This window comes from Desulfitobacterium sp. (assembly GCF_982384815.1).
The window spans coordinates 1-26,759 of the sequence record NZ_CEVWNY010000018.1; the positions used below are offsets into that span (position 1 = coordinate 1).

Sequence of the window (26,759 nt, forward strand, 5' to 3'; positions counted from 1 at the left end):
ACGCTGATGGCAACCAGAGCAGCAATGATAGCTGCATAAGGAGCAAAAATTCCCAGATGCTTGTTGCCCTGCTTATCCTTATGCGGATGCAATGCGAGCAGATAGAGTAAAACTAGAATCGGTAGGGCAGCTAAAAACGTAGACAGCCATACATTCCCCATGGGATCATAATTTTGATAATACGGCATTAATAATGGCGCCTCCTTTTGTTAATCCCCTCTTTAAAACTGTGTCTTCTGTTGTCAATAAAAAGGGATGTTCGAATACCTTTTTCTTAAAATTACATCAGTCCTTATTTTGGTAACAAAATGAATGAAGTAAATTGGGTATTTAGGATTAGATTTTAATAAGGGCTAATAAAAGTTAATTTATTGTTGTTTCATGGCACTCCCCCTTTCAACATACTTCCTGACGGTCTGACAGTCCAACGATTCAGAATATTACCGCTTGACTTTATTTTTTAATTTCGACAGACTCTTTATTTTACCTTCTTAGTGAAAAAAATAATTTCTAAAAATTTAAAGGATTCCTTCCATTCAGGTTTTTAGCAAATTTCCATGTAGTCTAAACTTATGAACTATTCTATGCATATATAATCTCATTTCTGACTATTCTGCAAATTAGTCTGAGTATTTTATTCCAGTTTCTTAATATTTGAAAGAATACTTTGATTCCTAGGGCAAAATTTAGATTTTTGCCCATTTAGTTTTTCCGGACCTTTCATGAATCGGAATATAAAAAACACGCATACTTTCAGCATACGTGTCAATTTCATTTACTCTTTTAGTCAAATAATACCTAAACGGTACAAAAACCTCCTAGGCGCCTTCAGTAATTTTTTTAATTAAATCCAAATAATTTGGAAAAGAAATTTTTGCTGCTTCAATGCCTTCTAAATTCAGCCCTTCTTGTGAAAGAAGCCCGGCTATTACCCAAGCCATCGCCAAACGGTGATCACCATGACTTTCTGCTTCTCCCCCTTTTAATCCGGAACCACCTTGAATCTGTAACCCATCAGGCAATTCCCGGATATTGGCCCCTAAGGCTTGAAGGCCTTCTACCACCGTTTTAATGCGATCCGTTTCCTTTACCCTGAGTTCGGCAGCATCACGAATAATGGTTTCTCCTTTAGCAAAGCAGGCAGCCACAGCGAGGATCGGAACCTCATCGATAAGACGAGGAATCATCTCCCCTTGGATTTCGACGCCATGAAGCTCAGCAGGATGTATTCGCAGGTTGGCCCGTGGTTCCCCACATTCCTCCCTTTCATCTTCTACCTGAATATTTGCACCCATTTGCCATAGAGCATCAAGAATACCTATTCTCGTTTTATTCATCCCGACATTTTTAATCAGTAGCTCTCCTTGAGAGATAAGACTTCCTAACACCAGAAAAAAAGCTGCCGAAGAGATATCACCCGGCACCGATACTTCCTGCCCAGTTAGTTTTGCCCCGCCATAAACCTTGGCAGTATTTTGTTCGCTGACCACCGGAACCCCAAAGCCACGCAGCATCCGCTCCGTGTGATCACGGGAAAGGAAGGGTTCGGTCACAGAGGTTTCCCCTTGGGCTCTGAGTCCGGCTAGAATAATGGCCGATTTGACTTGGGCAGAAGCAACCGGTGAATTGTAGTGGATTCCTTGTAGAGAACCACCCTGAATGGTCAAAGGGGCATATTTCCCTTCCTGGCGGCCAAGAATGCGAGCACCCATCGCCCGCAAGGGAACTGAGACCCGGGCCATCGGTCTTGACCTTATGGAAGAGTCACCACTTAAGGTTGCACTGAACGGGCACCCTGCCAATACCCCTAAAATAAGGCGCATAGTTGTTCCGGAATTGCCCACATCCAAAATATCTTTAGGCTCCAGCCAATTTTCAAACCCCTGTCCGTTGATCCAAACCGACCTATCCATACGCTCCCATTCTACCCCCAAAAGCTTTAAACACTCCAAGGTGCTTAAGCAATCCTGACCCGGCAAGAAATTGGTAATATGGGTTTCACCCTGGGCCATCCCGCCAAACAAGGCAGCTCTGTGGGAGATGGACTTATTCCCGGGTACTTGTATTTCTCCATTTATTTTGCGTATTGGGTTTATCCGTATTGTATTTGACTTCTGAGTATTTGGCATTATAACTACCTCCGGTTTGCCTGATGAGACAAGTCCATCTAAAACTAGAATCACTTTAAAACCCGACCCCTGGCATGTTGAGCCCTTGCAAAGACTTTTATTATCTCTTCTCCATTAGAACTTTCGATCAGCCCCCGAATTTCCTTAAGTTTTTCCTCCCAGATGTCCAAGGAAAATAATATTGCCTGGGAGTTGCGTACGAGAATATCGCGCCACATCTCGGGTGAGCTGTCTACCAATCTGGTAATTTCTCTGAAGCTGCGACCGGCAAGTTCCAAAGGTTTTCCTTCCGGAAATCCCTCGGCCGCAGCCAAGGCTAAAGCAAGAGATAATAGATGGGGCACATGACTAATTAAAGCTACTTCATGATCGTGTTCCTCGTGTTCACGAAAGATTACCCTTGCCCCAAGCTCATTAAGTAACCCGGAAAAATCGTCTACCAATTCTTGAGGGCAAGCAGAGTGAGGCGTAAGCACATAGGGATAACCTCGAAACAGATCCGGGGTAGATGATTTAAAACCCTGTTGCTCTGAGCCCGTCATCGGGTGACCGCCGATAAAATAGACAGACTCAAGGTTTTCCATTGCTTGACATACTTCTCCCTTAATGCTTCCCACATCTGTGATTAAGGCGCCTTGAGGAACGCGTCCGACGATTTGTGCAAGACTTTTTACCAGCAGGGAAATGGGGGTTGCCAGAATAACCAAATCCACATCAAGGTTTTCCGGTAGTTCCCGCCAACCCTCACTGATCCAGCCCCGTTCTTTGGCAGCGATCAGGCTTTCTTCGTTACACTCCACTGCACTGACAGCCCAGCCTAAGCCGGCTAAGGCTCCCGCCCAGGATCCGCCAATCAGACCAAGTCCGATAATTAAAGCCCGCGGTCTCCTCACACCCTTCCATCCCTCCGAGAGAGAGGCAAGATTCCTGGTCATTACTGCCGAACTCCCTTCACCGGTCTTCCCAGGGCAGTGGCCAAAGCATCTAATTCCTCCATCATGGCGGTGAAATTAGGAATGGTTAAAGATTGCTTGCCGTCTGACACTGCTTTTTCCGGTTGGGGATGAACTTCAACAATAATACCGTCAGCCCCCGCTGCCACTGCCGCTTTTGTCATGGCCGGAACCAGATTCCAGCGCCCGGTGCCATGACTGGGATCAACAATGACCGGTAGATGGGAAAGTGAATGTAGAGCCGGTACCATACTCAAATCAAGAGTATTGCGGGTATAGTTCTCAAAAGTGCGAATTCCCCGTTCACAGAACATTACTTGATAATTTCCGCCATCCATAATATATTCTGCCGCCATCATCCACTCTTCAAGAGTTGCCGAGGGGCCTCGTTTCAAAAGAACAGGTTTATTGGTTTTAGCGACTTCCTTAAGCAAGAAGAAGTTCTGCATATTACGAGCACCTATTTGGAGAATGTCGGTGTAATGGGCAACAAGTTCTACATCCCGCACGTCAACTACTTCAGTGATAACTAAAAGCCCTGTTTCCTCCCTGGCTTCCGCTAAAAGCTTTAAGCCCTCTTCCTCTAATCCTTGAAAGGCATAGGGGGAAGTGCGAGGCTTGAAGGCTCCGCCTCTTAAAAAGGTCGCCCCGGCCGCTTTGACCCCATGAGCAGTCTCCAGAATCTGAGCCCGGCTTTCCACGCTACAGGGTCCGGCCATAACATGAATTGTATCGCCGCCAATCTGATGTTCCCCAACCTGAATGATTGTGTTCCGACTCTGGAATTCACGACTTACCAGCTTATAAGGGGCAAGAATGGGAACGACCTTTTCTACCCAAGGCAAGGCTTCCAAATCCAAAGCTTCCAAGCGTGAGCGATCACCAACGGCACCAACAATAATCTTCTCTACACCTTGGGAGAGATGGACTTTGAACCCCTCTTGGGTTAAACGCTCACTGATTTCTTGAACTTCTCCTTCAGTCGTACCTCTTCTCAACACGATAATCATAAAATCCCACTCCTTACTACCATCCTAAATTATGTTTATTCAGCCCACACCTAATGTGAACAAAATCTACCATACTTCATTTTTCTTAGTCTACTAGATCCCTGCGCAAATTAACCGCCTCACCCAAATAAACATGATGTATTTCCCTTTGTGCAAGAGCTGTTTCTACGTGAAGCAACACGCGGATACAGCGAGTAAGGGCCCCCGGAACCGGAATCTCGTTCAAGCAAATCATCGGTACTCGATCCCACCCTATCTCCCGGGCGCTGGCAGCCGGAAAAGCTGCATTTAAGTCCGTTGTTAAAGTAAAAATTGCACTTATAACATCTTCAGTCCCGAGTGAATTTCTCTTCATAATTTCTTGTAAAAGAGTCTGGGTCGCTTGACGAATTTGATCCGGGTTATTATGTTCTATAGTTATTGCTCCCCGAATCCCTCGAATTCTGTTCAATTCCTTTCATCTCCCTTTATTTAGGCCTTGCTTTCTTTGGGTACTGCCCTGTGTCCTAGCCCAACCGCTACCTCATCGAGATGTAAAAGTCCCACACCAAAGAAAACCGCTACTGATAGATGTTCATCTCGGCGGGCAATACCGATTTTGCCACCGATGTTTAGCCCGATAGCCTTGGGCATAATTTGGCTCAAAGCCTCCCTGGTAGCGCCAGCCACAGCACCTTCATCATTATGGGTTTCTTTGATTACCCCTTCACGTTTTGCAGCCACTATTGCCCGTTCAACGATTTTTTTGACGGCAGATAAATACTCCCCACCGTAATCTACAGCAACCGTATGAATTCCATACCGGTTAAACCCTTCCTTTAAATGAGCTTCTTCTTCCCGACTTTCCGTCATAGCCATGCGTAAGGCCGCCATAGCAATTTTTTTACTTTCCGCAATCATTTATTTTTTCATTCCTTTCCCTAAAGGGATTCCTAAACAATAGTAATCAGTTCTTAACCCTACTACACTACCGACTGACCACGCGAATATTTAAAGAAGCAAATAGAAAAGACACCTAACGGTGCCTATCTCAATTTCACCGTCCTACCATCCTTCCCTTCTTCAATTATGCAACATCCGTAAGAAACCCTAATCTTGAAACCATCCTACAAAACTATTAAAAATTATTATATGATGCTTTAGATAGATTTTCAAGACCTTTATTAATGTGTTACAAATTAGCTTTATACTTAACGCCCAACTCTTAAGGAATAGACGTTATGCTCGATAATATAGGTCTGATTCAATTCAGGTTCCACTAGAACAGCGTCTTTCTTGATTACTTGTACATGAACGATAGAAGGCACATTGGTTCCATCCAGTTGAAGGATACCATTTTGCGCCGACACTTCTAATTCTCCCCGTGTTAAAGTACCGAGAACCTTTCCATTTTGAATGACCCTGATCGGCGCAGCCGGAATTGCTTTAAGGGTGATCAGAGCTGTTTGAGGCCGACCTTCTTGAATCAAGTTCGGGGTTACCGTGGCAGAAACAGGGGTACTTTCCAGAGAGGGGGCTTCCAGGTTTTGAGCCACAGATAGGTAATATTCCACCGGGTCTTTGGCCAGCCCCAATCCCATTTGCACTAAAACCAATAATACAGCTGCCAGTGTGACTCCGCGAATTAAGAACCTTTCCAGCCCGGCCAAGCCTGTAGGTAAATTCCTCCTTGGTGCAGACCGGCCGGGTTGACTCCGCTGATAGTGCGGTTTTCTTCTTCCCCAGTTCCTCGACCAAATAAAGAAACGAAATCGACGCATAAACCTCACCTCTTTAATCAGTGTATGCGTCAAAAGCAAAAGTCAGACTTATTGGATGTAATCTGCCGCGGCCCGACCGGCTCTGTAGCCCATCGCAAAAGCTGCTTGCAGATTATACCCCCCCGTTACACCATCTACATCCACAACTTCCCCCGCCCAGAATAATCCTTTGACGATTTTTGAAGCCATTGTTTTCGGATCAATCTCTTTTACATCCACGCCACCGGCTGTTACGATAGCCGCCGCTAAAGGTAAGGTCTCCTTGATAGTTAGGCGCAACCCCTGCAATAAATTAACCAGACGTTTCCTCTCCTCCCTGCTGATTTGGTTGACCACTTGATCGGGGGAAATCTTCGACAATTGGATTGCCACCGGAATCAGGCTCTTGGGCAGGATTTCTTCAAGGGAGTTCTTAAATTGTTTATTAGCAAATTTCTTAAAATCCCGCTGGATACGCTGGTCCAATTGTTCCGCGGTCAAGGCCGGCTTAAGATTTATGGATAACTCTACCTTTTCGCCCCGGGCTAGGGCCTCCCCTGCCCAGCGACTTAGGGTAAGAATGATCGGACCTGATACGCCGAAATGGGTAAAAAGCATCTCCCCAAATTCTGCCCTTTGCTTTTTACCACCATAATATAAGGAAGCTTCCACATTCCGCAGGGAAAGTCCTTGAACCTCTTTAACCCATCCTTCGTGCGTTCTAAGGGGAACAAGGGAGGGCCGAGGAGAGACAACCTTATGTCCTAACTGTTTAGCAATCCGATAGCCGTCTCCCGTGGAACCGGTCCCTGGGTAGGAACCTCCTCCTGTGCAAACAATCACAGCTTTGGCCTTAAGCACCTCACCGGTGTTTAAGCGCACCCCACTGACCCCTGAGTCATCAAGCAGTATTTCTTCAACGGTCTTCCGGGAAGCCAATTCTGCTCCGGCCTCCATGATATACTTCAACAAAGCTTCAACGATTTGCTCAGCATCGTCGGAGATCGGAAACACCCGTCCTCCCCGCTCCACTTTAGTTTCCACTCCATAGTGCGAAAAGAATTCACGAAGTTTGATATTATCGAATTCCCGTAAAATACCGTGCAAAAAACGACCATTGCCGGGATAGTTTTGGATGAAATCCCCAACATTTTCTGCATTGGTCAAGTTGCAGCGTCCTTTTCCTGAAATGGCAATTTTACGGCCAGGGCGTTCCTTCTTCTCCAGAAGCAAGACTTCGACACCCTTAAGTGCTGCTTGCCCAGCGGCCATCAGACCTGCTGCCCCAGCACCGATGATAATTATTCGTTCTTTTTCCATTCCGATACCCTTCCTCGATTACTGTGTTGGTTTACTTGTCCACTCCATGGATATACTTTCATATATCATAAATTATCCCCAATTAGAAATCCACTAACCTTTTCTGTAGTAATAGAAATTCCTCCCGCACATATTTTGTGCTTGATGGCTCTTTATGCTATATTAGTTTTAAACTCATATGCTGGGAGGTAAAATTATGAATCTTGATCAAAGGACAACTTTACTTATACAAATCTCGGCAGCTGCTGCTACCAATTCCCTGGCAAGTTTACGCTCGGCAGTGACCGATGCCAAAGCACTGGGAGTGCCCCAGGAAACCCTTCGTCAAACTATTGAACTTGCCCTCGAAATTCAACAACAACCTCTTTCCCATACGCGCAATTTAACTGACCAGCTTCTTCGGGAACCTACTAAGAAAAAAGCTACTGCTCAGGATGGAGCCTCTCCTACCCTTCATGTTCATGGTCATGGCTGTAACTGCGGACACCACCATCATCACCAATAAGTAAGCAAAGGGGCTGTTGTTGTACAACAGCCCCTTTATATTGAGTATAATTAATTAAAGATACTGTCCTCTTTAGACGAAGCACAAGCTATGCACATTGGTGGCTCGGAGTTATCGAATACCTGCTTACCGCAGCGGACGCAGTGTTTCGGACTTCCTTTATGCAGAAGTATTTTCCCTGTATAGTGGCGGTGGGATAAGTGCTTCTTGGCAAAACCCATGGCTTTGGGATTGCAAATATTGACGCAGCGCTGGCAACGGACACATTTATAGGGTTCATAGATAAGGGTCAACTCATCCCCATTTTCTTTTTTGGTTAAGGCTGCCTGGGGACAAATTGCAGCGCACACACCGCAACTGGTGCAGCGATCACTAATCTGCAAAGCCGGTATGGGCATTTTCTCCCGGGGACTTGCTTCCATCCTTCTTACCAACAATTGACGGGTTCGAGGAATTGGATAAGCTTCATCGGCGGTTAATCCAGGTAAAACGGATTCAAGCTTCTCCCAGCCTTTTGTTTTCCAGCCTTTTTTCTCAGTTTGCCCAGATGGAGAAACAGCTGCTTTATGAGGAGTACCACCAACCGGCTCATTTCTCGACGCCTCTCCCCCATCAGGACTAACCCTTAATGACACGATTGGATGATCCGGCCAGTCTTCGTGAACCTCTTTAAAGGCTTTCACACTTAAAGCGCAGGCCTTTTTGTCAGGACATTCAGAGCATTTACCCGTGTAAATGGAGATTCCTTTTTCTTTACCTGCATGCATTAAAGTAAGCCACAAATCTCGATCAATAATCCCCAAACATGGTATCTCAAAACCAAAAGGAGCTGCTTGGGGGCAATTTAAAGTAATAGCTTCCTCCGCCTTCTCAATATATTGATGAAGCAAATCCGTATGAGTATCCACAAATCCATCACTGGGGCAAACCGCCATACAGACTCCGCATTCTGTACATAGTTTAGCATCGATTTCGCGAAAATCGGAGATTGCCTGATGAGGGCAAGCCTCAATACACAATCGACAAGGCTTTGCGTAGGGCTTTTTTGTATTCAAACAGTTTTTATGATGATATACCATTTGGCAAGTATTCAGCATTATAATCACCCCTAATTTCAAGTATAATCTTTTTCATTTGAAAAAGAAAGGACAGGTCCAAAAATGGCCCTGCCTTTCATAAAAACTATTTAGAGGCATCATCAAATCCTTTTAGAATTTCCGCTTCCACACCGGTAAGATGTGCCATCATAAATTCCCGGGCTTTTTCTACATCACGACCTACAATAGCTTCATAAATCATTTTATGCTCTTGAAAAAGCAATGCGGGGGTATATTTTCCCTCATAGAGCTTTGATCGATTGGTTTTTAGCATATATTTATTTAAATCGGAGATTGTATCCATAAGGCGAATCATGATCTTATTCTTAGTCGCCCGGGTAATTGCATAATGGAAGCGATGATCGGAAGATCCATCAGAAGTAGGGCTACTTAAGTCGGCATGCAATTCTTCTAAAGCGAGCGCCAATTCTTTTAGATCCTCTCTTTCGGCCCGTTCCGCTGCCATTCCGACCGCCTGAATCTCTAGAATCTTTCGTACTTCCAGAAGCTCAATTACGGTTCCCTTTTCCATAGTCAGCATCCAAGCCAGGGGAGCTATAACTGATTCAGAACGCAGTGTGCGCATGAAAGTCCCTTCACCGCTACGCACTTCCAGTAGGCCCATCAATTCCAGAGCACTGAGTGCTTCACGGATGGAAGCGCGACTCACTTTTAAACGTTCTACCAGATCCCTTTCGGAAGGTAAACGGTCACCGGGTTTTAGCTCTCCCCGAGCTACAAGTTCTCGGATTTGTTCAACTATTTCTTCGTAGATCTTGCGTGTTTTTATCGGTTTTAGCTCCAATGCCTTCTTCTCTCCTTATAAACCCGTCTAAATTACCCTCTTTTTCAGTTTATCACGAACATCTAGTTATTGACTAGAAATATTTCAGTTAATTGAAATAAATCACTCAATTTAAATGAAATGTGCAAATCAGCAAAAAGTAATTTACCATTTATACATTGTTGCTAGAGTAGTATTTTAATAGACGTTCTTCTACTCCAATTATATGCTCCTGCATATAAAGGCGAGCTTTCTCTTCATTTCGGGTTTTAATTGCCTCAAAGATTAAAGCGTGTTCCCTATATAATCTTTCCGGCGATTCGTTCTCCTCATATAATCTTATCCGGCTGGCTTTCAAAGTCTGATGCATAGTGTCGGAAATGGCATTCATAAGCCGTACCAGAATCTTATTTTTACTGGCCTTCGCCACAGTATAATGGAAACGAAGATCCGCGTCTTCACCTAATTGGCCTGTCTGTACATCCTTCAACATCGCCTTTAACGCCTCTTCTAAAATTCGGAGTTCCTCTGCCTCCGCCCTTTTGGCTGCTAAAGCTACCGTTTGCCCTTCCAGCATTTTTCGAACTTCAAGTAATTCTAAGATATTATCTTTTTCCATACTTAAAACCCAAGCCAAAGGAGTCACAACGGAATCGATATTTATCTTCTTAATAAAAGTACCTTCCCCGCTGCGAATTTCCAAAAGTCCCATCATTTCTAAGGCACTAAGTGCTTCCCGAACAGAAGCACGGCTTACGTTAAGCCGAACTGCCAGGTCCCGTTCAGAGGGTAAACGATCTCCAGGTCTTAAGTCCCCGCCAACAACAAGAACACGTATCTGCTCGATAATTTCTTCGTATATTTTTTTCGTTTTGATCGGTTTTAAGTCCATTGCAGCCTCCTTATAGAAAAGGAAAATCATGTTAAAAAAGGCACTCTCTATTAGTAGTAAAAGAAATGGGAAGCAGATAGACCACTTCCCATCGACCTGTAGACTATTTAGTTTAAATATAACTTATTTTTAGAAAGTTGTCTATAATCTATACTTCTACTTATTGAATAGCTGCTGCGATAGTTGGAATCATGCCAGGTACCACATAGGCTTGGAGACAAATAATTGCAATTACGGCAACCAGCATGGCAATTGAGTGCTTAACTGTAAACTTGAAAAGTTCGGACTCCCGACCAACTAAGGTAGTGGCAGCTGCTGCAACAGCGATGGATTGAGGAGAGATCATCTTACCAACAACACCACCGGAGCTATTAGCCGCTACAGTCAGTACTGGATTAATACCGATTTGCTCAGCGGTTACTTGTTGAAGTTTACCAAAGAGAGCATTGGCAGAAGTATCTGAACCGGTAAGGAATACCCCTAACCATCCTAACACTGGAGAAAGAACGGGGAAAAGCGCCCCTGTAGAAGCGAAGAAAAGTCCCAAAGTATAAGAAAGACCGGAGTAGTTGGCAAGGTAAGCAAAGCCAAGTACGGCTGCGATATTGATTACAGGATAAATTAATTGCTTAAGAGTATCGACAAATACTTTCACAGCCTTAGCCGGTTTGATTCCCAAAATGAAAGTACTGATAATTGCCGCAATCAGAATGGCAGTTCCACCTGCAGATAAAAAGTCCCATTTGAAGACTGCATCATAGACTGCGGGTTTGGCCACGATTGGTGCAGCTTTGTAAACCAAGCCATGAAGACCTGGCCAATTGAACTTAAGAATCAGATGGAGCTTATCGACAATTAAGCTTTTAAAACCGGGAAGTCCCCAGATGGTAACCATAACTGTGAGAATAACGAAAGGTGACCAAGCTTTAGCGATTTGACCGCCTGAATACTTTTTAACTTCCGGTTCCTTAACATCCCGCTCATGGGGGAAACGCCAGATTGTTTTCGGTTTCCAGAACTGGAGGAATACAGCGGTGCAGATAAGAGAAAACAAGGAAGAAATGATGTCCGGCAAATAAGCACCTAAGTGGTTAGAAGACCACCATTGGGCTAAGGCGAAAGAAACTCCGGTGACTAGGATTGCAGGCATTACCTCTTTGGCACCTTTCCAACCGGCCATTAACACAACTAAGTAAAGAGGGATAATCACTGAAATGAAGGGAAGTTGGCGACCAACGGCTTGAGAAATAACAAAGTCACCCATGCCGGTTACGGCTCCTGCAGCAATAATCGGAGCACCAATTGCACCAAATGCAACCGGAGCAGTATTAGCGATCAGGCAGAGTCCGGCAGCTTTGATAGGATCAAAGCCAAGACCAATCAAAAGGGCTCCGGTAATAGCGACGGGAGCACCAAAGCCGGCTGCACCTTCAAGAAAGGCCCCGAAACAGAAAGCTACGATCAATGCTTGAAGACGACGGTCATCGGAAATTGAAGCAATAGAGCTTTTAATAATTTCGAATTGTCCGGATTCTACTGTCAAATTGTATAAATAAACTGCAGTAATAACGATCCAAGCAATTGGCCAAAGACCATAGAGCATACCATACGCTGTAGCAGAAAGAGCGATGGTTACCGGCATTTTATAAACAATAATAACGTCTACAATGGTTATAGCAAGGGTAATGAGTCCAGCGACGTACCCTTTCATTCCTTTTACTGCTAATGCCCAAAATAAAAAGATGATGGGAACTGAAACAGCAAGGGCAGTTAGACCAAGGCTACCGCCAAGAGCTGCATAATCCTGTGTCCAAGGCATTTGAAAATCCACCTTTCTAAGTAAACTGATTCTGAATTTGTTTAATAACTTCTACATTCGTTGCTCCGTTTTTTGTATTTTGCTACATTCTTAAAATATTTTTAATCTTCTGTCCTTACCTCCCTATCATAGTATGGTCTGACCATTTTGACGCAGTGATAATTGTATGCTAAATTCATATGATTTGCAATAGATTAAACAAGAGAATTTTTTCACTTTAGTTAAATTTTTATATTTTATTCCTATTTAGGTTTTAAAATATACCTATTATGCATTATTTCTAAATGAAATTGGAAAGGAAGGAGTAGTACTCCTTCCCGATCTTTTAGGAACTATATTTGATGCCCATTTGATTTGCGGAATTTGTTCTTTAGGGACCGGCTGCGGTAAAGACTGGGATCATGCCCGGTACCACATAAGCCTGCAAGGTAATCATAATACAGATCACAAGCAATAAGGCTAAGGAATGTTTTAAGGTAAATCGTAACAGCTCCGATTCCCTACCGACGAGAGATGTTGCCGCAGCTGCCACTGCAATGGACTGAGGTGAGATCATCTTCCCTACTACTCCTCCGGAGCTGTTAGCCGCTACTGTCAAGACTGGGTTTACCCCAATTTGTTCAGCAGTAACCTGTTGGAGTTTGCCGAAAAGGGCATTGGCAGAGGTGTCTGAGCCCGTAAGGAAAACAGCCAGCCAACCGAGTACCGGTGACAAGAAGGGGAACAAAGCACCGGTGGAAGCAAAAAGGAGTCCCAAGGTAAAAGATAATCCGGAATAGTTGGCTAGATAGGCAAAACCAAGGACGGCTGCGATATTAATAATCGCAAACATTAATTGCTTCAGTGTTCTGACAAAAACATTCAAGGCTTTTCCGGGGCCAATACCGAGAATAAACATGGAAATTATCGAGGCAATTAAGATGGCCGTTCCACCGGCCGCGAACCAATCCCATCTATAGCTTGCAGCATAAACTGCAGGCTTGGCAACAATGGGAGTTGCTTTATAGACCAGCCCATCCAGGCCCGGCCAATGAGGTATGCTTACGTAAAGCCCCATCTTCGTAGCCCAGTTTTTTAGACCGGGAGTTCCCCAGATGGCCACCATGATTGTAAGGATGGCAAAAGGCGACCAAGCTTTTATGATCTGACCGCTAGTGTAATTATGTCTGACTTCTGTTTCTTCTTTACCTTCTTCATGGGGAAAACGCCAGATGTTTTTGGGCTTCCAAACCCGTAAAAAGAAAGTCAAAACGATCAGTGAGAATAAGGAGGAAATAATATCCGGCAGATAAGCTCCTAGATAGTTTGAAGACCACCATTGAGCAATGGCAAAGGAAAAACCTGCCACCAAAGCAGCCGGAAGAACTTCTTTAGCCCCTTTCCAGCCGGACATTAGTACTACCAAGTAGAGAGGAATGATAACCGATAAGAAAGGAAGTTGCCGACCAATGGCTTGGGAAATAATAAAGTCGCCCATACCGGTTACCGAACCGGCCGCGATAATTGGCGAACCAATAGCTCCGAAAGCAACCGGTGCAGTGTTGGCAATCAGGCAAAGTCCTGCTGCATAGAGAGGGTTAAAACCCAAACCAATGAGAATCGAAGCAGAGATGGCCACTGGTGCTCCGAAGCCCGCTGCCCCTTCAAGGAAGGCACCAAAGCAAAAGGCTACCAGCAGTGCCTGGATTCTTCTGTCATCGGAAATGGAGGAAATAGAACTTTTAATAACATCAAACTGACCCGACTCAACGGTTAAATTGTATAAATACACCGCAGAAACCACGATCCAAGAAATAGGCCAAAGTCCATTCATTATTCCAAGCAAACTTGCGGAGAGAGCGATTGAAACAGGCATTCTGTAAACTAAGACAACGACAATAATAGTGATGAGAAGAGTAAGCAGCCCTGCTATATGCCCTTTCATTCGCTTAATGGCAAGTGCCCAGAGGAGGAAAAAAATCGGGATGGACACAGCCAAAGCTGTAAGTGCAATACTTCCTCCTAAAGCAGAATAGTTTTGAGTCCAAGGCATGTAGTGATTCCACCTTTCTTTGTTGAAATGCTGAGTAAAGGATCTGTTCGAGGTTATTATTAGCAGTTCTAAAGAAATTATCATAGTCATTTAAAAAATCCTAGTAAAAAAGCCCAACCTTTCGGCTGGGCTTTTTATTATTGAAAACGTAATTCTGCTTTTTTTATTTCCTCTTGAATATTTTGACTCACCCGAAACAATAGTCGTTCCACATCCAGACGGTGGATCTGCAAGTTCTCAGGACTTAAAAATTCGATCTTGCGAAATTCGGGTTTGACTATGAGAGGTAAGAGGTCATCAAGGTTTTCTATTCTTAAAGTCAATATGACAGGAGCATAAGCAACCTCTCGTTTACGCCGCCCATCCGATTCATTGACGGCATAAAGATCAAGGCTCAAATCAATGTCTTCAAGAAAAATTCCTTGCAAGGGTACATTTCTTAATAATGCGACCTCCTGTTCCCGGACTTGCTCGGCAATCTCCTCCCGGCTCTTCCCACCAAATATAAAACGTCCGCTCTTGCCTTCGCCACGAAAATCCAAGCGGATTCTAACCCGAATATGTTCGCAGAGTACCTCATTTCCTATACGAATCTTCATTCTCTATCTCCCTACCGTATTAAATAAATACTTTTATTCGGCAAACTTTTCCGATTCTCCTGCTCATCTTAGTGTTAAGTATATATACATTGGATATACTAACAAAAAATAATGAAGGGGGATAAAAATGTCCAGAACAATTCTTGCGATATTTAAAGGGCCGCAACAAACCAAAGAAGCCGTCGAAGAAATCCAAGGGGAATCTTTAGCCAATAGTAATATTTCGGTGATGGTTCGGGCCGGTTACCTTCACCAAGGTAATTTTACTGAAGAAATCGCCAACGAGCTGGCTTTTGTGCCATCTGAGATTAACTTTGACCGCTTCAATGCCTGGCTTGTTCAAGCACCACCAATGGATATCCCAAACCTGGGAGAGTGTGTAGTAGCCGGTCCTTTAGCCAATGACCTTCTGCACCGTCCCTACGGGCAAGGACTTGCAGATGCGCTCTTAAGCTACGGCTTAAGTCCGGAACGGGCCCGTCATTATGAATACGAAGTGAGAACCGGCCACTTCCTGGTTATGGTATCAACGGAGCAAGAAAAAGTCAATTCTGTTGCCAATGCCCTCCAAAAATTCGGTGGGCGTGATATCGAGAAATGGAACAAAAATTTAGATCATCCGTTACATATGCCCCATTAAAGATGCCCATGTCATCCTGAACGCAGTGAAGGATCTTTTCTAATTAAGCTTTACTGCCTGGCGCAGCTGCTGAATCTCTGCTTTAGTCAATGATCGGAATTTTCCCGGTGCCAAGTTCTCCTCCAGCCGGAGAGGGCCAAAACGAAATCTTTTTAAAGTCACTATAGGAAACCCAATTGCCTTAAACATCCGCCGAACTTGACGATTACGGCCTTCGTGAATAGTAATTTCATAGCAATACAATAAGCCTCGGCCTTTGGAAAAAACCTCGCGAACTTGGGCCGGGGCTGTTTTTCCATCTTCCAGCACTACTCCCTTTTCTAATCTTTGCAGGGCTTGAGCTGGAATTTTCTCACGGACTTCCACTTGATAAGTTTTCTCTACCCCGAAGGAGGGGTGCATCAAACGATGAGCCAACTTCCCATCATTGGTCAATACCAGCAGTCCGGAAGTATCATAGTCCAACCGCCCCACCGGATATACCCGCTGGGGAATTTTTTTTACTAAATCCATTACCGTTTTCCGACCCTGAGGGTCGGTAACACTGGTTATATAACCAGTGGGCTTATGGAGTAGATAATAGCCATATTCCTCGGTTTGAGGCTTTATGGGTACACCATCCACCAAAATCCGGGCACCAGGCACAACCTTAGTCCCTAAGGTACGAATAATTTCACCATTGACTTGGACCCGCCCCGCCAGAATGACTTCTTCTGCATGACGGCGCGAAGCTATACCTGCTTGCGCCAGTACTTTTTGCAAACGTTCTCCAGCCGGAGGAACGTTTTTTCCCTTATATACTTCCAAAATATACCGCCCCTCGATTTCTTAATATTACTGTGACGGTGATAATCGATATACCCCCGGACCGACCAGAGGAAATACCCCCTCTACCCGCTCCCAAAATTCTTTCCCCCGTGAATTTGAAAGAGCAATCAGATAATCACCCGGCATAGCCTCCAAATCAGCCCATGCTTGATTATCATCGGTTTTGACTAAGCGAAACCCATATCGCTGTGCATAATACAAAGTCATAGGGGGAGAATCGCTTAAGACCAAAACACTCTCTTGTGTTGTATTCTCTCGTAACCACTGAGCCTGGCTAAGTATATCTTCATTCCACTGGTATTTTGACCCGTAATTCGCGTACTGGCTGGTCAAAAGTAGGCTTATGGCAAGTACGCCAACCACGAAGGAAGGAATTTTATCCCCATCACTTAGGGCATACCCCGTCAAAATGGCTATAGGCAAAACCACCGGTACTAAGTAGTAATCCAAGGGAATCCTTAGGCAGATAATAGCAAGATAGGCTAAGCTAATCGTCACCCAAGCTATTAAGCTTAACCCCAACTCATTCCTTGACTTCCCCTTACCAATCAGCAAGATCAATCCCCACCCTGCCAAAAGGATAGAAAGCCCTAATCCCGATTTGAGATTGTTAGCTAAAGTATTAAAAAAACTATTTTGGCCTTCGAATACTTGATATGAAACGATGCCGGAAACAAATTGGCTTGCTGCACCGGCACCTAGGTGAACCCAGCTATAGTATACCATAGGTAGAATCAGTGAGAGGGCGCAATAAATAAACATTTTGCTAAGCTGACGAAAGGGAAAAAAGCCCAGAATCAAAGCTACAGGAAAAATCATCAACTGAGGGAGCTTGGCTAATATTGCTCCAGCCATAATTATGGCGGCCAATAGAAGACCTTTCCATTCGGGGTTTTTTCGCCAAGCTAAAATAGTAACTAAAGCCCAGATACTTATCGCTTGGGCAACCGGTTCCGGCATGGTGGTCCGACCATAATAGATAGTTAAAGGTATACTAGCATAAAAAGCGGCAGCCCATAAGCCTGCTTCCCCAGAAAAGGCTAATTTACCGAACTTATAAACTCCATAGATAGTTACCAGAGAAAAGAAAATTGCCCATAGCCTTCCCCATAAATCACTCCAGCCGAGCATCGTCCAAGTCCAAGCCAATAGATAAGGCAGAAATGGAAATTCCAACTCTACGGGCTGAGGTCCGGTCCCATCATAGTTAAGCATGGGAAAAAAGACCTCCGGAAAGTTTCCCAAATGCCCCAACATATTCAAGGCCATGCTTGCAGTATCTGCTTGTCGCCAGCCCTGGTCATCCAGATAAGGATTGGTAACACCTTTTAAACGCAACAAAGTCCCTAAGATTAAAATGAAAATCAAAATAAAATTTACTCGCCGACCCATTCTACCAAGCCCCAAGTCTCCTTCTTCATACGGATAATCAATGTAAAATACCCCATAATTGTTGCTATAATGCGCATTTTGCTCTTTCCTTGCTTCTTCTCATAATGGAGATCAAAGGGTACTTCCCGAACCTCTCTACTATAGCTCACAACTTTTAACAACAGTTCAACCATTCCGGCAAAGCTCCGGCTTTCAATTAACTTATCTCCATAAATTAAATATGCTGCTTCTAACACTGATGCCCGATAGGCCCGATAGCCGCAAGAGTAATCCTTAAGACCCGCAACAGGAAAAAAAATCCCCATAACTTTGCCCGCCCCCCAAGAAAGAACCTGACGCAATGGATTTAAGCCGTATTGCTTGCCACCGGCATAACGTGAGGCCACTACCAAGTCGGCTCCTTGTCGAATTTGTTCAACCATTAGGGGAATTCGTTCCGCTGGGTGAGTATTATCAGCGTCCATAGTCAGGATCACATCCTCCCGGCCTTTTCCCCACTCTCCTTCCTCTCCGGGGATACTCCTGCGCAGGGCAAAAGCATGTTTAAACCCTGTCATCAAGCTTCCCCCCAGCCCCTTATTCACCGGATGGGTCACTACATGAACGTTGGGGCAATTATTAGCATATTCCTGGGCAATCTGCAGCGTCTGATCAGTGCTCGCGTCATTGACCAGGATGGTTTGGGCGGGAATCCCCTTACAAGCACCTTGAATCTCATCGAGGAGCAATTTAAGCCCTTTTTCCTCGTTATAAGCAGGTAACACAACAAAAAGCATACTAAGGCCTCCTTATTACCCTTAGTATGCTCAAGGAACATCTTAATAAAACATCATATGTACGATCCAGAGAGAAGCGATCAGACCGGTTAGGTCGGCAAGCAATCCCAGTTTAAGAGCATAGCGGTACTTTTTAATCCCTACTGAGCCAAAATAAACTGTTAAAACAAAAAAGGTTGTATCCGTACTGCCTTGGAGAGTAGAAGCGAGGCGGCCGATAAAAGAGTCGGGCCCGTATTGGTGTATAAGCTGGGTAGCCACACCTAAAGCCCCTGAACCGCTGAGAGGACGCATCACCGCTAAGGGGATAATGGCTGTAAGGTTAGGATCCAGGCCAAAAAAGGTTAATAGCGGGTGCAAGAGTTTGGCTAGTAACTCCAAAGCTCCTGAGTCAACAAAGATGCGGATCGATACCAACATGCCTACCAGAAAAGGCAGTATACGAATTGCTGTGGCGAAGCCTTCCTCCGCACCCGTCACAAAGGATTCATAAACAGGGACCTTCCGTATAAAAGCAATAACAGGAATGACAAATAGCAAAAAAGGAATTGCCCAACGTGAGATCTCAGCAATAAAATTCATGATCCAGACCTCCGCCGAAATAGATAATCGACTATAATCGCTAAGGTCATGGCACAGCCCGTGGCAAAAATTGTCGGTCCGATAATTTCTGTAGGGCTGACCGATTGGGCTTTCAAACGCACAGCAATGATTGTAGCAGGAATCAAGGTAAGGCAAGAAGTATTTAAGGCGAGAAAAGTGATCATTGCGGTGCTTGCCGTATCCGGATGAGGATTCTCCTTTTGCAGTTCTTGCATGGCCTTGAGGCCAAAGGGCGTAGCCGCATTGCCCAGTCCCAAGACGTTTGCACTTAAATTCATTATAATTGGTCCCAGAGCAGGACTATCCTCTTTTAGGGTCGGAAATAAGCGGCGGATTGCCGGTCCAAAGAAGCGGGCCAAACCACGGACTACGCCGGCTTCCTCAGCTAATTTCATCAATCCCAGCCACAGACTCATGACCCCAATCAGGCCAAAAGCTGTCTCTACTGCCAATTCTGCTGCTTTCATAGCCGACTCGGTAACCAAATCAATCCTGCCGTTCAGGGCAGCCACGATAATGCCCGTAATCAGCATAAATAACCAGATGGCATTAACCATGCCCTCCCCCCCTTACCATAAATCTATGTCAAAAAGGAGGGGTTTAGACCTTAGGATCAGTTGGGGAAGCTACTTCTAAAGAATTCCTTCCACAGCCTTCCAATTTATTAAGATTTGTCTTCTTTTTGAATATACTGAAGAACCCGCTTAAAAAACGGTAATACGACTCGGCGCATTACCGTTTTTATCATTCGCTCTATAATTAATGGTCTCCGACTATGATAATATCTTCTTTAGTTACTTGCTCTTTAGGGGCATCCTTCTTCATCATGTTGTTAATCTTATCCATAAGGTTAGGAATTTCATCGAAAAGACGGTCGGCTACCACATTATGATCAATGGGCAGCAGACGGATTTGCCCATGTCCAACTACCAAAAATCCTACAGGCTTCACAGACATCCCGGCACCGCTACCACCACCAAAGGGGTACGCTGTGCCCCTTTCTTTTTTCTCGGCCTCATCATGCTCCCCTTCGGGAGGAGCGAATTCACTACCTCCTGCGGCAAACCCACAGCAAACCCTGGATACCGGGACAATCACCGAACCATCTGGTGATTCAATGGGATCACCGATAACCGTATTCACATCAACCATTGCCTGGATACTTTCCATAGCGCTTTTCATCAACGCCTCAATGGGATGACTCCCCATAGTTATCCACCTCTTTTGACTTAATAATTGATACTAACAATATGAGCTTTTTTCGGCTTAAATATGCATTAAACCTCAATTTAATTTAAAGTGGTGGGCTTTTTATTTTCTTATCCTGCGGATCACCATTCGTCCTAAATCCAAGCCTACGAATAGAATGTGACCAATCCTCACATTGAATTGGCATTGGATATCACAACTAAAGCCTGGTTTTTTAAATTGGGGCTCGACCATGATCCGTGGCTCTAAGGTATCCATTGTAACTTGATTAGTAATTCTGGCTAGTGAATACCCAAGCATTCCCCAAAAGCCTCCTACCGCCAAGGCGGTTACGGCCGGATTTTCATGACCATACTCAATCTTCCAATCAAAGAAGGTACAGTGAATGCCCTGGTAGAACTTCTTTTTTATTTGGTTAAACTCTCTAAGCAGATTCGGAATGTTAGGAAATAACTCGTAGAAAAAGCTCATGCGCAAAAAACGAAATTTCAGTTCGTTAACAGCCTTCCTCTTTTCTCCGGAGGGGGCTTTCGCTTCTTGCTCTGTTTCAATTCGAGGACCATCTTCCCACTCCAGCTTTACCGTAGGAATGCTTAATCTTGATTTCCAGATCCCCTTCAAAGCAGAAATATCAACTTCGATATGATCGTTTTCATCACGGCGGCAATAACGAAAGTCTACCGTTGCCCGTATCCAAGCGATTAGTCCCAACCATAGTAAAAACGCAACCAAGAGTGCGAGAATCTGCACCATAAATCCCCCCGCGTGTCTTCCTAAGAATTTAGGTTACCCCCGGGGGGGATTTTTATGCACTATAAGCTAATTTCGTTATTTTCAGCCCTACTTCTCAATAATTTGTACTTTTCGTTAAGCTTAATAAACCAAGCAGCAGCTTGTCCTTGAATTAAGAAAGCAAGAGAAACCATCAACGCAGCATTGGAGCCGAAGGCTGTGGCCGCCAGTCCGATGGATATAGAGAGATTCCGTAGAACCGTGGAGAATACTAAGGTTAAAGCATCTTGCTGCGGGAAAAATCGGCGGCCAACGCTTATGGCTAAGAGATAATTGATCGTATAGAAAGCAAGCTGCACTACCAAAGCCAGGGCAAAAATATCCAAATGTTGGGCGATACGCTGGGAATTATTGCTCATGCTAATAAAAATGATGAAGAGCATCCCCCAAGTACTGGCCGCAGGTAAATAGGGTTTAATCTTCTTCTGAAAATGTTCTTGGGAATATCTGCTTAAGAGATACTTATAGGTTAAGATCCCGAAAATCATCGGAATTAATATTACCAAAGCAATCGTTTTAAGGGTGAGAAGAATATCGACCGGAACGTATTTACCCACCATCAGATAAAGATACCAAGGTGCCAGAATCGAACCGAGCAGCAGTCCGGTAGTCGTCATCTGTATTGAGGCCGGTACATTTCCTTTTGCCAGCATGGTAAAAGCAATGGTCATATTACTGGTTGGTAGTAAGGCGGTAATAGCAAGACCGGCAAAAAGCTGGGGATCCGCTAATAAGAAGCCGGTTCCTAGGAGATAAGCAATCACCGGAATGATAATAAAGTTTAAAACCATAACTGTTAGGAGCAACTTACCCCGTGATAAATTGAAAACCTCTGTGGCCTTAAAGCCGATCATGGTGGGATAAATCATCAGCATGGTAATGGGTAAAACAAACTGTTTAAGTGAACCTGTATCCAACCCTAGACCAGTAAGAAAACCAATGATCAAAACCAGTGGAATTGCCAGGGCAATATTTTGGGACGGCCAAAAGTACCCTTTTTTTAGATAATTCGCTTTGGTATCCCCCGCCATAGATTCTTCCCCCTCTTATTTACAAATTATTTATATACCCTATAGGGGTATAATATTACAATTTCTCCATGAATTCAAGACAAGAAAACCAAAAAGCCAAAAAGGAAACTTGTCCATATAGGTGGAATAATATCCCTGGTGATAAATATGAATAATAGTTCTGAGAAGAAACCGAAGGTCGCTAACACCCTTAAATACTACCGCGAAAAATTGGGTGTTACCCAGCAGGAGATGGAGTGGAGAACGGGGTTAAGTAAAAACAATTGGCACCATTATGAAGCGGGCAGGGAACCTGGAATAAAGCTTGCTCAGAAATTCGCCAAGATGCTTAAATACAAAAAAGCAAAACCCCGGGAATCATTGACCCCGGGGTTTTACATCCTATACAGAAACCACTTGCAAGTCATCCATGATGACCTTCATGCGCTCACCTCAACAAATAACATCCCTACTACACTATACGCACATACTCCCATAAACGTGACAAGCATCGATAATCTCGGTGCTTTTTTCATAAAAACTTCCGCAAAATCTATTGACATCAGACACCGTTGCTCTTGACTAATAGTTGGCAACTACAAGCCCCCATAGTGGACTTTCGCTACCCAGTAATCGCCATGCGTGGCGCATACACAAGAGTTTATTTGCACCAGAACTCTATTCACCTAACACCGCTAATATGCATAGGATACACAAAATATAAAAGGAGAATGAATATGAAAGTCCTCGTGACTGGAGGAGCTGGCTTCATTGGCTCCCATCTTGTAGAATCTCTTGCTTGCCAAGGTATTGAAGTTTCTATAATAGACAATTTGGTATCAGGACAGTCATGTATCTCTCACCCGCTTGTGGTATTCCACCATATGGATATACGTAGTAGAGATGCCAAGGCGGTTATTATACGTGAAAAACCCGATGTTGTCTTTCACTTGGCTGCTCAGACGGATGTCCAGAAATCTCTTCAGGATCCGTACTATGATGCCGAAGTGAATATTTGCGGAACAATCAACCTTCTTGAGGCTTGCCGGGACGCCAAGGTTAGAAAACTGATCTTCACTTCTACTTCAGCTGTGTATGGAGACCTGCATAAGGAACTCATTTCAGAAGAAGATCCAGTGGCACCAATCTCCTATTATGGTTTATCTAAATGCGCCGCCGAGTCATATATTCTTCTTTTCCATCAACTTTATGGAATTTCCTACACCATCCTCCGTTTCAGCAATGTCTATGGCCCAGGGCAAATAGCCAAAGGGGAAGGTGGAGTCGTAGCTGTTTTTTTGGATCAAATCCATGCAAAAAAACCACTTAACATTCACGGTGATGGCGCACAAACACGTGATTTTGTATATGTGAAAGATGTGGTTCGGGCAATTCAGGCTGCAGTTGAGCGGGGAGATCAAGAAATAATCCAGGTCAGCTCATCCGGAAAGACTTCAGTAAACCAATTAGTCTCTATGTTGTCCCGAATTCATGGATCGGCGTTCGAAATCATTCACACTCCAGCCAATCAAGGAGATGTAAAACACAGTTGCCTAGATAACAGAAAAGCATATGAACTGTTGCAGTGGCAGCCACTAATAGACTTACCAGACGGTTTAGCCACCACCTATGCCTATTCAAAAAATAAAATAAAAGGAGATAGTGATATTGCGACTACAAGATTTGAAAGGAACGTACGATGCCATTTATAGTCTAGGGGATCTTTGCCTCGGCTCTATACAACTGGAAAAGAATAACCTCAGACCTTACTCAGGGGTTTTGGATTGGATGGCTTCTCCCGCGTTGTCCGATGTTAATCGTCTTTTAAAGAACCGTTTTATTGGGTTTATGGACCTTCCTAATTTACGGATTATCGGTTATGCCGGAGAAAAAAATATATGTGTATCAGACGACGCCTACCATATGGTGTCCAATCACGATTTTGAAATAGGGAAAAATTCATTATCTCACTTAGGCAGTTATGCGGAAGTAAAAGAAAAATTTGATCGCCGTATTCATCGTTTTCTAGAGAAAACAGCCTCTTGTCAACGTATGCTTTTTGTTCGGACAGAAGGTAATCCGGGAGAAGCTAGAGAGCTTGAAAAGGTGCTGTCGGGTTTAGTCAGGAATGATTTTCGAGTGCTTCTTGTTAATCATACGGATGTTCAAGGGTTGGTTGAAGACGATTGGTCTTTGGAAAAAGTGTGCGTAATTCAACTTCCTGCCGAAAATAAGTTTACCGCGAATGATCACTTCTGGACAAAAATGCTTAAGGACATTGATATTAGCAATAAGGAGTGAATATTGTGTTCGTAAACTCAATCATTTTAGTTACCGGGGGAGCAGGCTCATGGGGACAAGAGTTGGTAAAGGAATTATTACTTCATAATCCGCAAAAAATTATCATCTTTTCACGTAACGAAGCCAGCCAAGTAAAAATGAATCGGGAAATCAATGACCCAAGATTGATTTTTTCTATAGGTGACGTCCGGGATCTTAACGCCTTGACTAAAGCGTGTGAAGGGGTAAATTACATTTTTCACCTTGCCGCGCTGAAGCACGTACCCGTCTGCGAAGAACAGCCGTTAGAGGCTTGGAAAACGAACGTAATTGGAACACAAAATGTGATCGAAGCTGCGATTGCAAATCGTGTAAAAAAGGTTATAAACGTCTCCACTGACAAGGCAGCAGATCCGGTCAACTTTTATGGAATGACTAAAGCGATTGGCGAAAAGCTTATCGTATACGCGAATCTACAAAACGAAGAGACGAAGTTCATTAACGTACGAGGAGGTAATATTCTCGGTTCCAACGGCAGTGTCCTTAATATATTTATTGAGCAGTTAAAAGAAAAACGTAAAATCAGTATTACTGACAAAAAGATGATCCGGTTCTTTATGACCCCGAAATCGGCAGCCGAACTTTTACTAACTGCGGCTAAGGAAGGAAAGGGTGGAGAAACGTTCATTTTGGTGATGTCACAATGGAAGATACTGGATTTGGCTGAAGTATTGATCGAGACTTATGGTACGGCAGATACGGAAATTGTCGAAACTGGAATTAGACCGGGAGAAAAACTCGACGAGGTTTTTCTCTCATCAATCGAACGCGACAATTCGGTGGTTTTGAACGATCGGTACTTGGTGGTACTCCCGTCGACTAATATACCGGCATTAAAGCAGGCTTATGCTTCTTGTCCGTCCGTAAAAATGGAATCCTATTTTTCTAGGAACCTCCTCAACAACAAAGCAGAAATTAAACAAATACTGTCTGACGAGGGTTTCCTGTCTCAAAAATTTTAATTAAAGAGTAATTCGATGGCAGATGTCCCCAAGCATCTGTCTTACATAAAAAAAGGAGATGAACAAATGAAAATTCTGCTTGCAACCTACTGGCATGTCCCTCATTTGGGAGGCGTATGGCCGCATATGTTACAACTAAAAAAAAGCTGGAATCATTAAATCATGAGGTGGATTTACTTGGCTATGGCGATGAAGTCGGAAGTTTTGTGCACTTGGTTAATAAAAAGCAGCAACTTAATACGGATAAGTTACTGCCAGTTCTTAAATCAATGCTAAATGAATCTGATTTCCCTACAATCTATATGAATAAGCTTATAGAGTATACGGAATTCCGTCGTTATCTTTTTGAATTGTCAACCGCCTATTTCGGTTTGGAATCCTATGACGTCATTCATACGCAAGATGTTATTTCCACCGGAAGCATCCACCGAATTAGGCCACCAAAAGCAGCCCTTGTCGCCTCCATTCATGGATCTGTTGCACACGAGATAAGGCTTCAGTTAGAGACCATTCACAAGTCTCCGACCTCTTATATGGCTAGAAGATATTTTGACCAATTGGAGTATAACGGCGCATCATCAGCAGAATACGTCATTCTCAATAATCAATGGATGAAAAAAATACTAACCGACGAATTCCATGTTCCCAATGAGAAAATCGAAGTGCTTCATTATGGCTACGACACTGGGGAGTTTTTCCAGCTAATGAAGAAGAACTCTGAGATTAAACGTCCTGCTAATAAGAAAGTAATCATGTATTCAGGCCGGTTAGTTCAAATTAAAGGCGTGGATCATCTTCTTGATGCACTCGGGCGACTAAAGGCAGAACGTCAAGATTGGATTTGCTGGATTGCCGGAGAGGGAGATAAGCTAGCGGAACTTCGCCTCCAGTGTAAGGTCCTGGGACTGGAAGAAGATGTTATATTTTTAGGAAATCGAGATGATATCCCAGGTTTATTGGCACAAGCTGACATTTTCGTACTTCCGAGCATTATTGAGAACCAGCCTTTATCAATTATTGAAGCTCAACTTGCCGGAAAAGCGATTATCGCCAGTGACGCAGGAGGATTGCCTGAAATGATCCAACACAAAGTTACAGGTTTATTGACACCTGTAGGAAATATAGAGTGTTTATGTGCCAATTTAAATAAGTTGCTGAAAAGCCAATCTCTTCGAATTACACTTGGTTCTGCAGCTAAGGATTGGGGGTTGTCTCATTGGTCACTAGACAACATGGTAAACCATACCGTAGAAGTTTATCAAAAAGCTATTACGGAAAGGAGGCAAAGTCTTAATGATTAGCCTCATAATCATCTGGACCAGGTTTAT

Annotated in this window: 28 protein-coding genes and 1 pseudogene; 7 read left to right on the forward strand and 22 right to left on the reverse strand. The window is 43.9% G+C overall.

Features of this window, described 5'->3' with window-relative positions; translation table 11 throughout:
- The 8 genes and pseudogenes from AC1U9U_RS04865 to AC1U9U_RS04900 all read right to left on the reverse strand — a co-directional run.
- Window positions 1–188 (reverse strand): annotated as a pseudogene (locus AC1U9U_RS04865) (L-lactate permease); the annotation flags it as partial.
- Between the two features lie 630 nt (window positions 189–818).
- A complete protein-coding gene (gene aroA / locus AC1U9U_RS04870; RefSeq protein ID WP_479959427.1) occupies window positions 819–2,129 on the reverse strand; it encodes a 3-phosphoshikimate 1-carboxyvinyltransferase in 1,311 nt (436 codons plus the stop codon).
- A gap of 50 nt (window positions 2,130–2,179) precedes the next feature.
- Window positions 2,180–3,064 carry a prephenate dehydrogenase gene (locus AC1U9U_RS04875; protein WP_479959428.1) on the reverse strand — a complete coding sequence of 295 codons (885 nt, stop codon included), beginning with the start codon at window positions 3,062–3,064 and terminating at the stop codon, window positions 2,180–2,182.
- Window positions 3,064–4,092, reverse strand: coding sequence for a 3-deoxy-7-phosphoheptulonate synthase (gene aroF / locus AC1U9U_RS04880; RefSeq protein ID WP_479959429.1), 1,029 nt, complete (start codon window positions 4,090–4,092; stop codon window positions 3,064–3,066). Before aroF ends, AC1U9U_RS04875 begins: the two co-directional genes overlap by 1 nt.
- An 85-nt stretch (window positions 4,093–4,177) precedes the next feature.
- Window positions 4,178–4,543, reverse strand: coding sequence for a chorismate mutase (gene aroH, locus AC1U9U_RS04885; RefSeq protein WP_479959430.1), 366 nt, complete (start codon window positions 4,541–4,543; stop codon window positions 4,178–4,180).
- Window positions 4,544–4,563: 20 nt separating this feature from the next.
- Complete coding sequence (locus tag AC1U9U_RS04890) at window positions 4,564–4,992, reverse strand: HutP family protein (protein WP_479959431.1); 429 nt, start codon at window positions 4,990–4,992, stop codon at window positions 4,564–4,566.
- 290 nt (window positions 4,993–5,282) lie between these two features.
- A complete protein-coding gene (locus tag AC1U9U_RS04895) occupies window positions 5,283–5,852 on the reverse strand; it encodes a hypothetical protein (RefSeq protein WP_479959432.1) in 570 nt (189 codons plus the stop codon).
- A gap of 48 nt (window positions 5,853–5,900) precedes the next feature.
- Window positions 5,901–7,151: a BaiN/RdsA family NAD(P)/FAD-dependent oxidoreductase gene (locus AC1U9U_RS04900; RefSeq protein ID WP_479959433.1), complete on the reverse strand. Its 1,251-nt coding sequence runs from the start codon at window positions 7,149–7,151 to the stop codon at window positions 5,901–5,903.
- A gap of 196 nt (window positions 7,152–7,347) precedes the next feature.
- On the opposite strand from AC1U9U_RS04900, the gene AC1U9U_RS04905 reads away from it, so the two are divergent.
- On the forward strand, window positions 7,348–7,656 hold the full coding sequence (locus tag AC1U9U_RS04905; RefSeq protein ID WP_479959434.1) for a hypothetical protein: 309 nt from the start codon (window positions 7,348–7,350) through the stop codon (window positions 7,654–7,656).
- 50 nt (window positions 7,657–7,706) lie between these two features.
- Here AC1U9U_RS04905 and AC1U9U_RS04910 read toward each other — a convergent pair whose 3' ends face one another.
- The 6 genes from AC1U9U_RS04910 to AC1U9U_RS04935 form a co-directional block, all read right to left on the reverse strand.
- The gene (locus AC1U9U_RS04910) at window positions 7,707–8,753 is read right to left on the reverse strand and encodes a 4Fe-4S dicluster domain-containing protein (RefSeq protein ID WP_479959435.1); all 1,047 of its coding nucleotides are present in this window, start codon (window positions 8,751–8,753) and stop codon (window positions 7,707–7,709) included.
- 85 nt (window positions 8,754–8,838) lie between these two features.
- Window positions 8,839–9,558: a FadR/GntR family transcriptional regulator gene (locus AC1U9U_RS04915; RefSeq protein WP_479959436.1), complete on the reverse strand. Its 720-nt coding sequence runs from the start codon at window positions 9,556–9,558 to the stop codon at window positions 8,839–8,841.
- A gap of 151 nt (window positions 9,559–9,709) precedes the next feature.
- Window positions 9,710–10,429, reverse strand: a complete 720-nt coding sequence (locus AC1U9U_RS04920; protein ID WP_479959437.1) for a FadR/GntR family transcriptional regulator — start codon at window positions 10,427–10,429, stop codon at window positions 9,710–9,712.
- A 160-nt stretch (window positions 10,430–10,589) separates the two neighbouring features.
- The gene (locus AC1U9U_RS04925; protein ID WP_479959438.1) at window positions 10,590–12,248 is read right to left on the reverse strand and encodes an L-lactate permease; all 1,659 of its coding nucleotides are present in this window, start codon (window positions 12,246–12,248) and stop codon (window positions 10,590–10,592) included.
- Between the two features lie 370 nt (window positions 12,249–12,618).
- Entirely contained in the window at window positions 12,619–14,280 is a 1,662-nt protein-coding gene (locus tag AC1U9U_RS04930) for an L-lactate permease (RefSeq protein ID WP_479959439.1), read from the reverse strand.
- A 137-nt stretch (window positions 14,281–14,417) separates the two neighbouring features.
- Entirely contained in the window at window positions 14,418–14,879 is a 462-nt protein-coding gene (locus tag AC1U9U_RS04935) for a hypothetical protein (RefSeq protein ID WP_479959440.1), read from the reverse strand.
- Between the two features lie 127 nt (window positions 14,880–15,006).
- Between AC1U9U_RS04935 and AC1U9U_RS04940 the strand changes: the two genes are divergently transcribed.
- Window positions 15,007–15,519 (forward strand): hypothetical protein, encoded by a 513-nt coding sequence (locus AC1U9U_RS04940; RefSeq protein ID WP_479959441.1) that lies wholly within the window; start codon window positions 15,007–15,009, stop codon window positions 15,517–15,519.
- A gap of 39 nt (window positions 15,520–15,558) precedes the next feature.
- Here AC1U9U_RS04940 and AC1U9U_RS04945 read toward each other — a convergent pair whose 3' ends face one another.
- The 8 genes from AC1U9U_RS04945 to AC1U9U_RS04980 all read right to left on the reverse strand — a co-directional run bounded on the left by AC1U9U_RS04945 (window position 15,559) and on the right by AC1U9U_RS04980 (window position 22,150).
- Window positions 15,559–16,326: a pseudouridine synthase gene (locus tag AC1U9U_RS04945; RefSeq protein WP_479959442.1), complete on the reverse strand. Its 768-nt coding sequence runs from the start codon at window positions 16,324–16,326 to the stop codon at window positions 15,559–15,561.
- A gap of 27 nt (window positions 16,327–16,353) precedes the next feature.
- Complete coding sequence (locus tag AC1U9U_RS04950) at window positions 16,354–17,739, reverse strand: ArnT family glycosyltransferase (protein ID WP_479959443.1); 1,386 nt, start codon at window positions 17,737–17,739, stop codon at window positions 16,354–16,356.
- Entirely contained in the window at window positions 17,724–18,515 is a 792-nt protein-coding gene (locus AC1U9U_RS04955) for a glycosyltransferase family 2 protein (RefSeq protein ID WP_479959444.1), read from the reverse strand. Before AC1U9U_RS04955 ends, AC1U9U_RS04950 begins: the two co-directional genes overlap by 16 nt.
- Before the next feature lie 42 nt (window positions 18,516–18,557).
- Entirely contained in the window at window positions 18,558–19,097 is a 540-nt protein-coding gene (locus AC1U9U_RS04960; protein WP_479959445.1) for a spore maturation protein, read from the reverse strand.
- Window positions 19,094–19,675 carry a nucleoside recognition domain-containing protein gene (locus AC1U9U_RS04965; RefSeq protein WP_479959446.1) on the reverse strand — a complete coding sequence of 194 codons (582 nt, stop codon included), beginning with the start codon at window positions 19,673–19,675 and terminating at the stop codon, window positions 19,094–19,096. The genes AC1U9U_RS04960 and AC1U9U_RS04965 overlap by 4 nt, the downstream gene beginning before the upstream one ends.
- Before the next feature lie 202 nt (window positions 19,676–19,877).
- The gene (ytfJ, locus tag AC1U9U_RS04970) at window positions 19,878–20,327 is read right to left on the reverse strand and encodes a GerW family sporulation protein (RefSeq protein ID WP_479959447.1); all 450 of its coding nucleotides are present in this window, start codon (window positions 20,325–20,327) and stop codon (window positions 19,878–19,880) included.
- Window positions 20,328–20,429: 102 nt separating this feature from the next.
- Window positions 20,430–21,080 (reverse strand): DUF2953 domain-containing protein, encoded by a 651-nt coding sequence (locus tag AC1U9U_RS04975; protein WP_479959448.1) that lies wholly within the window; start codon window positions 21,078–21,080, stop codon window positions 20,430–20,432.
- Between the two features lie 59 nt (window positions 21,081–21,139).
- Complete coding sequence (locus AC1U9U_RS04980; protein WP_479959449.1) at window positions 21,140–22,150, reverse strand: arsenic resistance protein; 1,011 nt, start codon at window positions 22,148–22,150, stop codon at window positions 21,140–21,142.
- A gap of 147 nt (window positions 22,151–22,297) precedes the next feature.
- Between AC1U9U_RS04980 and AC1U9U_RS04985 the strand changes: the two genes are divergently transcribed.
- From AC1U9U_RS04985 to AC1U9U_RS05005, 5 genes are all read left to right on the forward strand, one after another.
- Entirely contained in the window at window positions 22,298–22,711 is a 414-nt protein-coding gene (locus AC1U9U_RS04985) for a helix-turn-helix transcriptional regulator (RefSeq protein ID WP_479959450.1), read from the forward strand.
- A gap of 155 nt (window positions 22,712–22,866) precedes the next feature.
- A complete protein-coding gene (locus AC1U9U_RS04990) occupies window positions 22,867–23,841 on the forward strand; it encodes an NAD-dependent epimerase/dehydratase family protein (protein ID WP_479959451.1) in 975 nt (324 codons plus the stop codon).
- Complete coding sequence (locus tag AC1U9U_RS04995; protein ID WP_479959452.1) at window positions 23,792–24,430, forward strand: DUF1796 family putative cysteine peptidase; 639 nt, start codon at window positions 23,792–23,794, stop codon at window positions 24,428–24,430. Before AC1U9U_RS04990 ends, AC1U9U_RS04995 begins: the two co-directional genes overlap by 50 nt.
- A gap of 5 nt (window positions 24,431–24,435) precedes the next feature.
- On the forward strand, window positions 24,436–25,431 hold the full coding sequence (locus AC1U9U_RS05000) for a polysaccharide biosynthesis protein (protein ID WP_479959453.1): 996 nt from the start codon (window positions 24,436–24,438) through the stop codon (window positions 25,429–25,431).
- Window positions 25,432–25,547: 116 nt separating this feature from the next.
- A complete protein-coding gene (locus AC1U9U_RS05005; RefSeq protein ID WP_479959454.1) occupies window positions 25,548–26,732 on the forward strand; it encodes a glycosyltransferase family 4 protein in 1,185 nt (394 codons plus the stop codon).
- Window positions 26,733–26,759 lie beyond the last annotated feature (27 nt).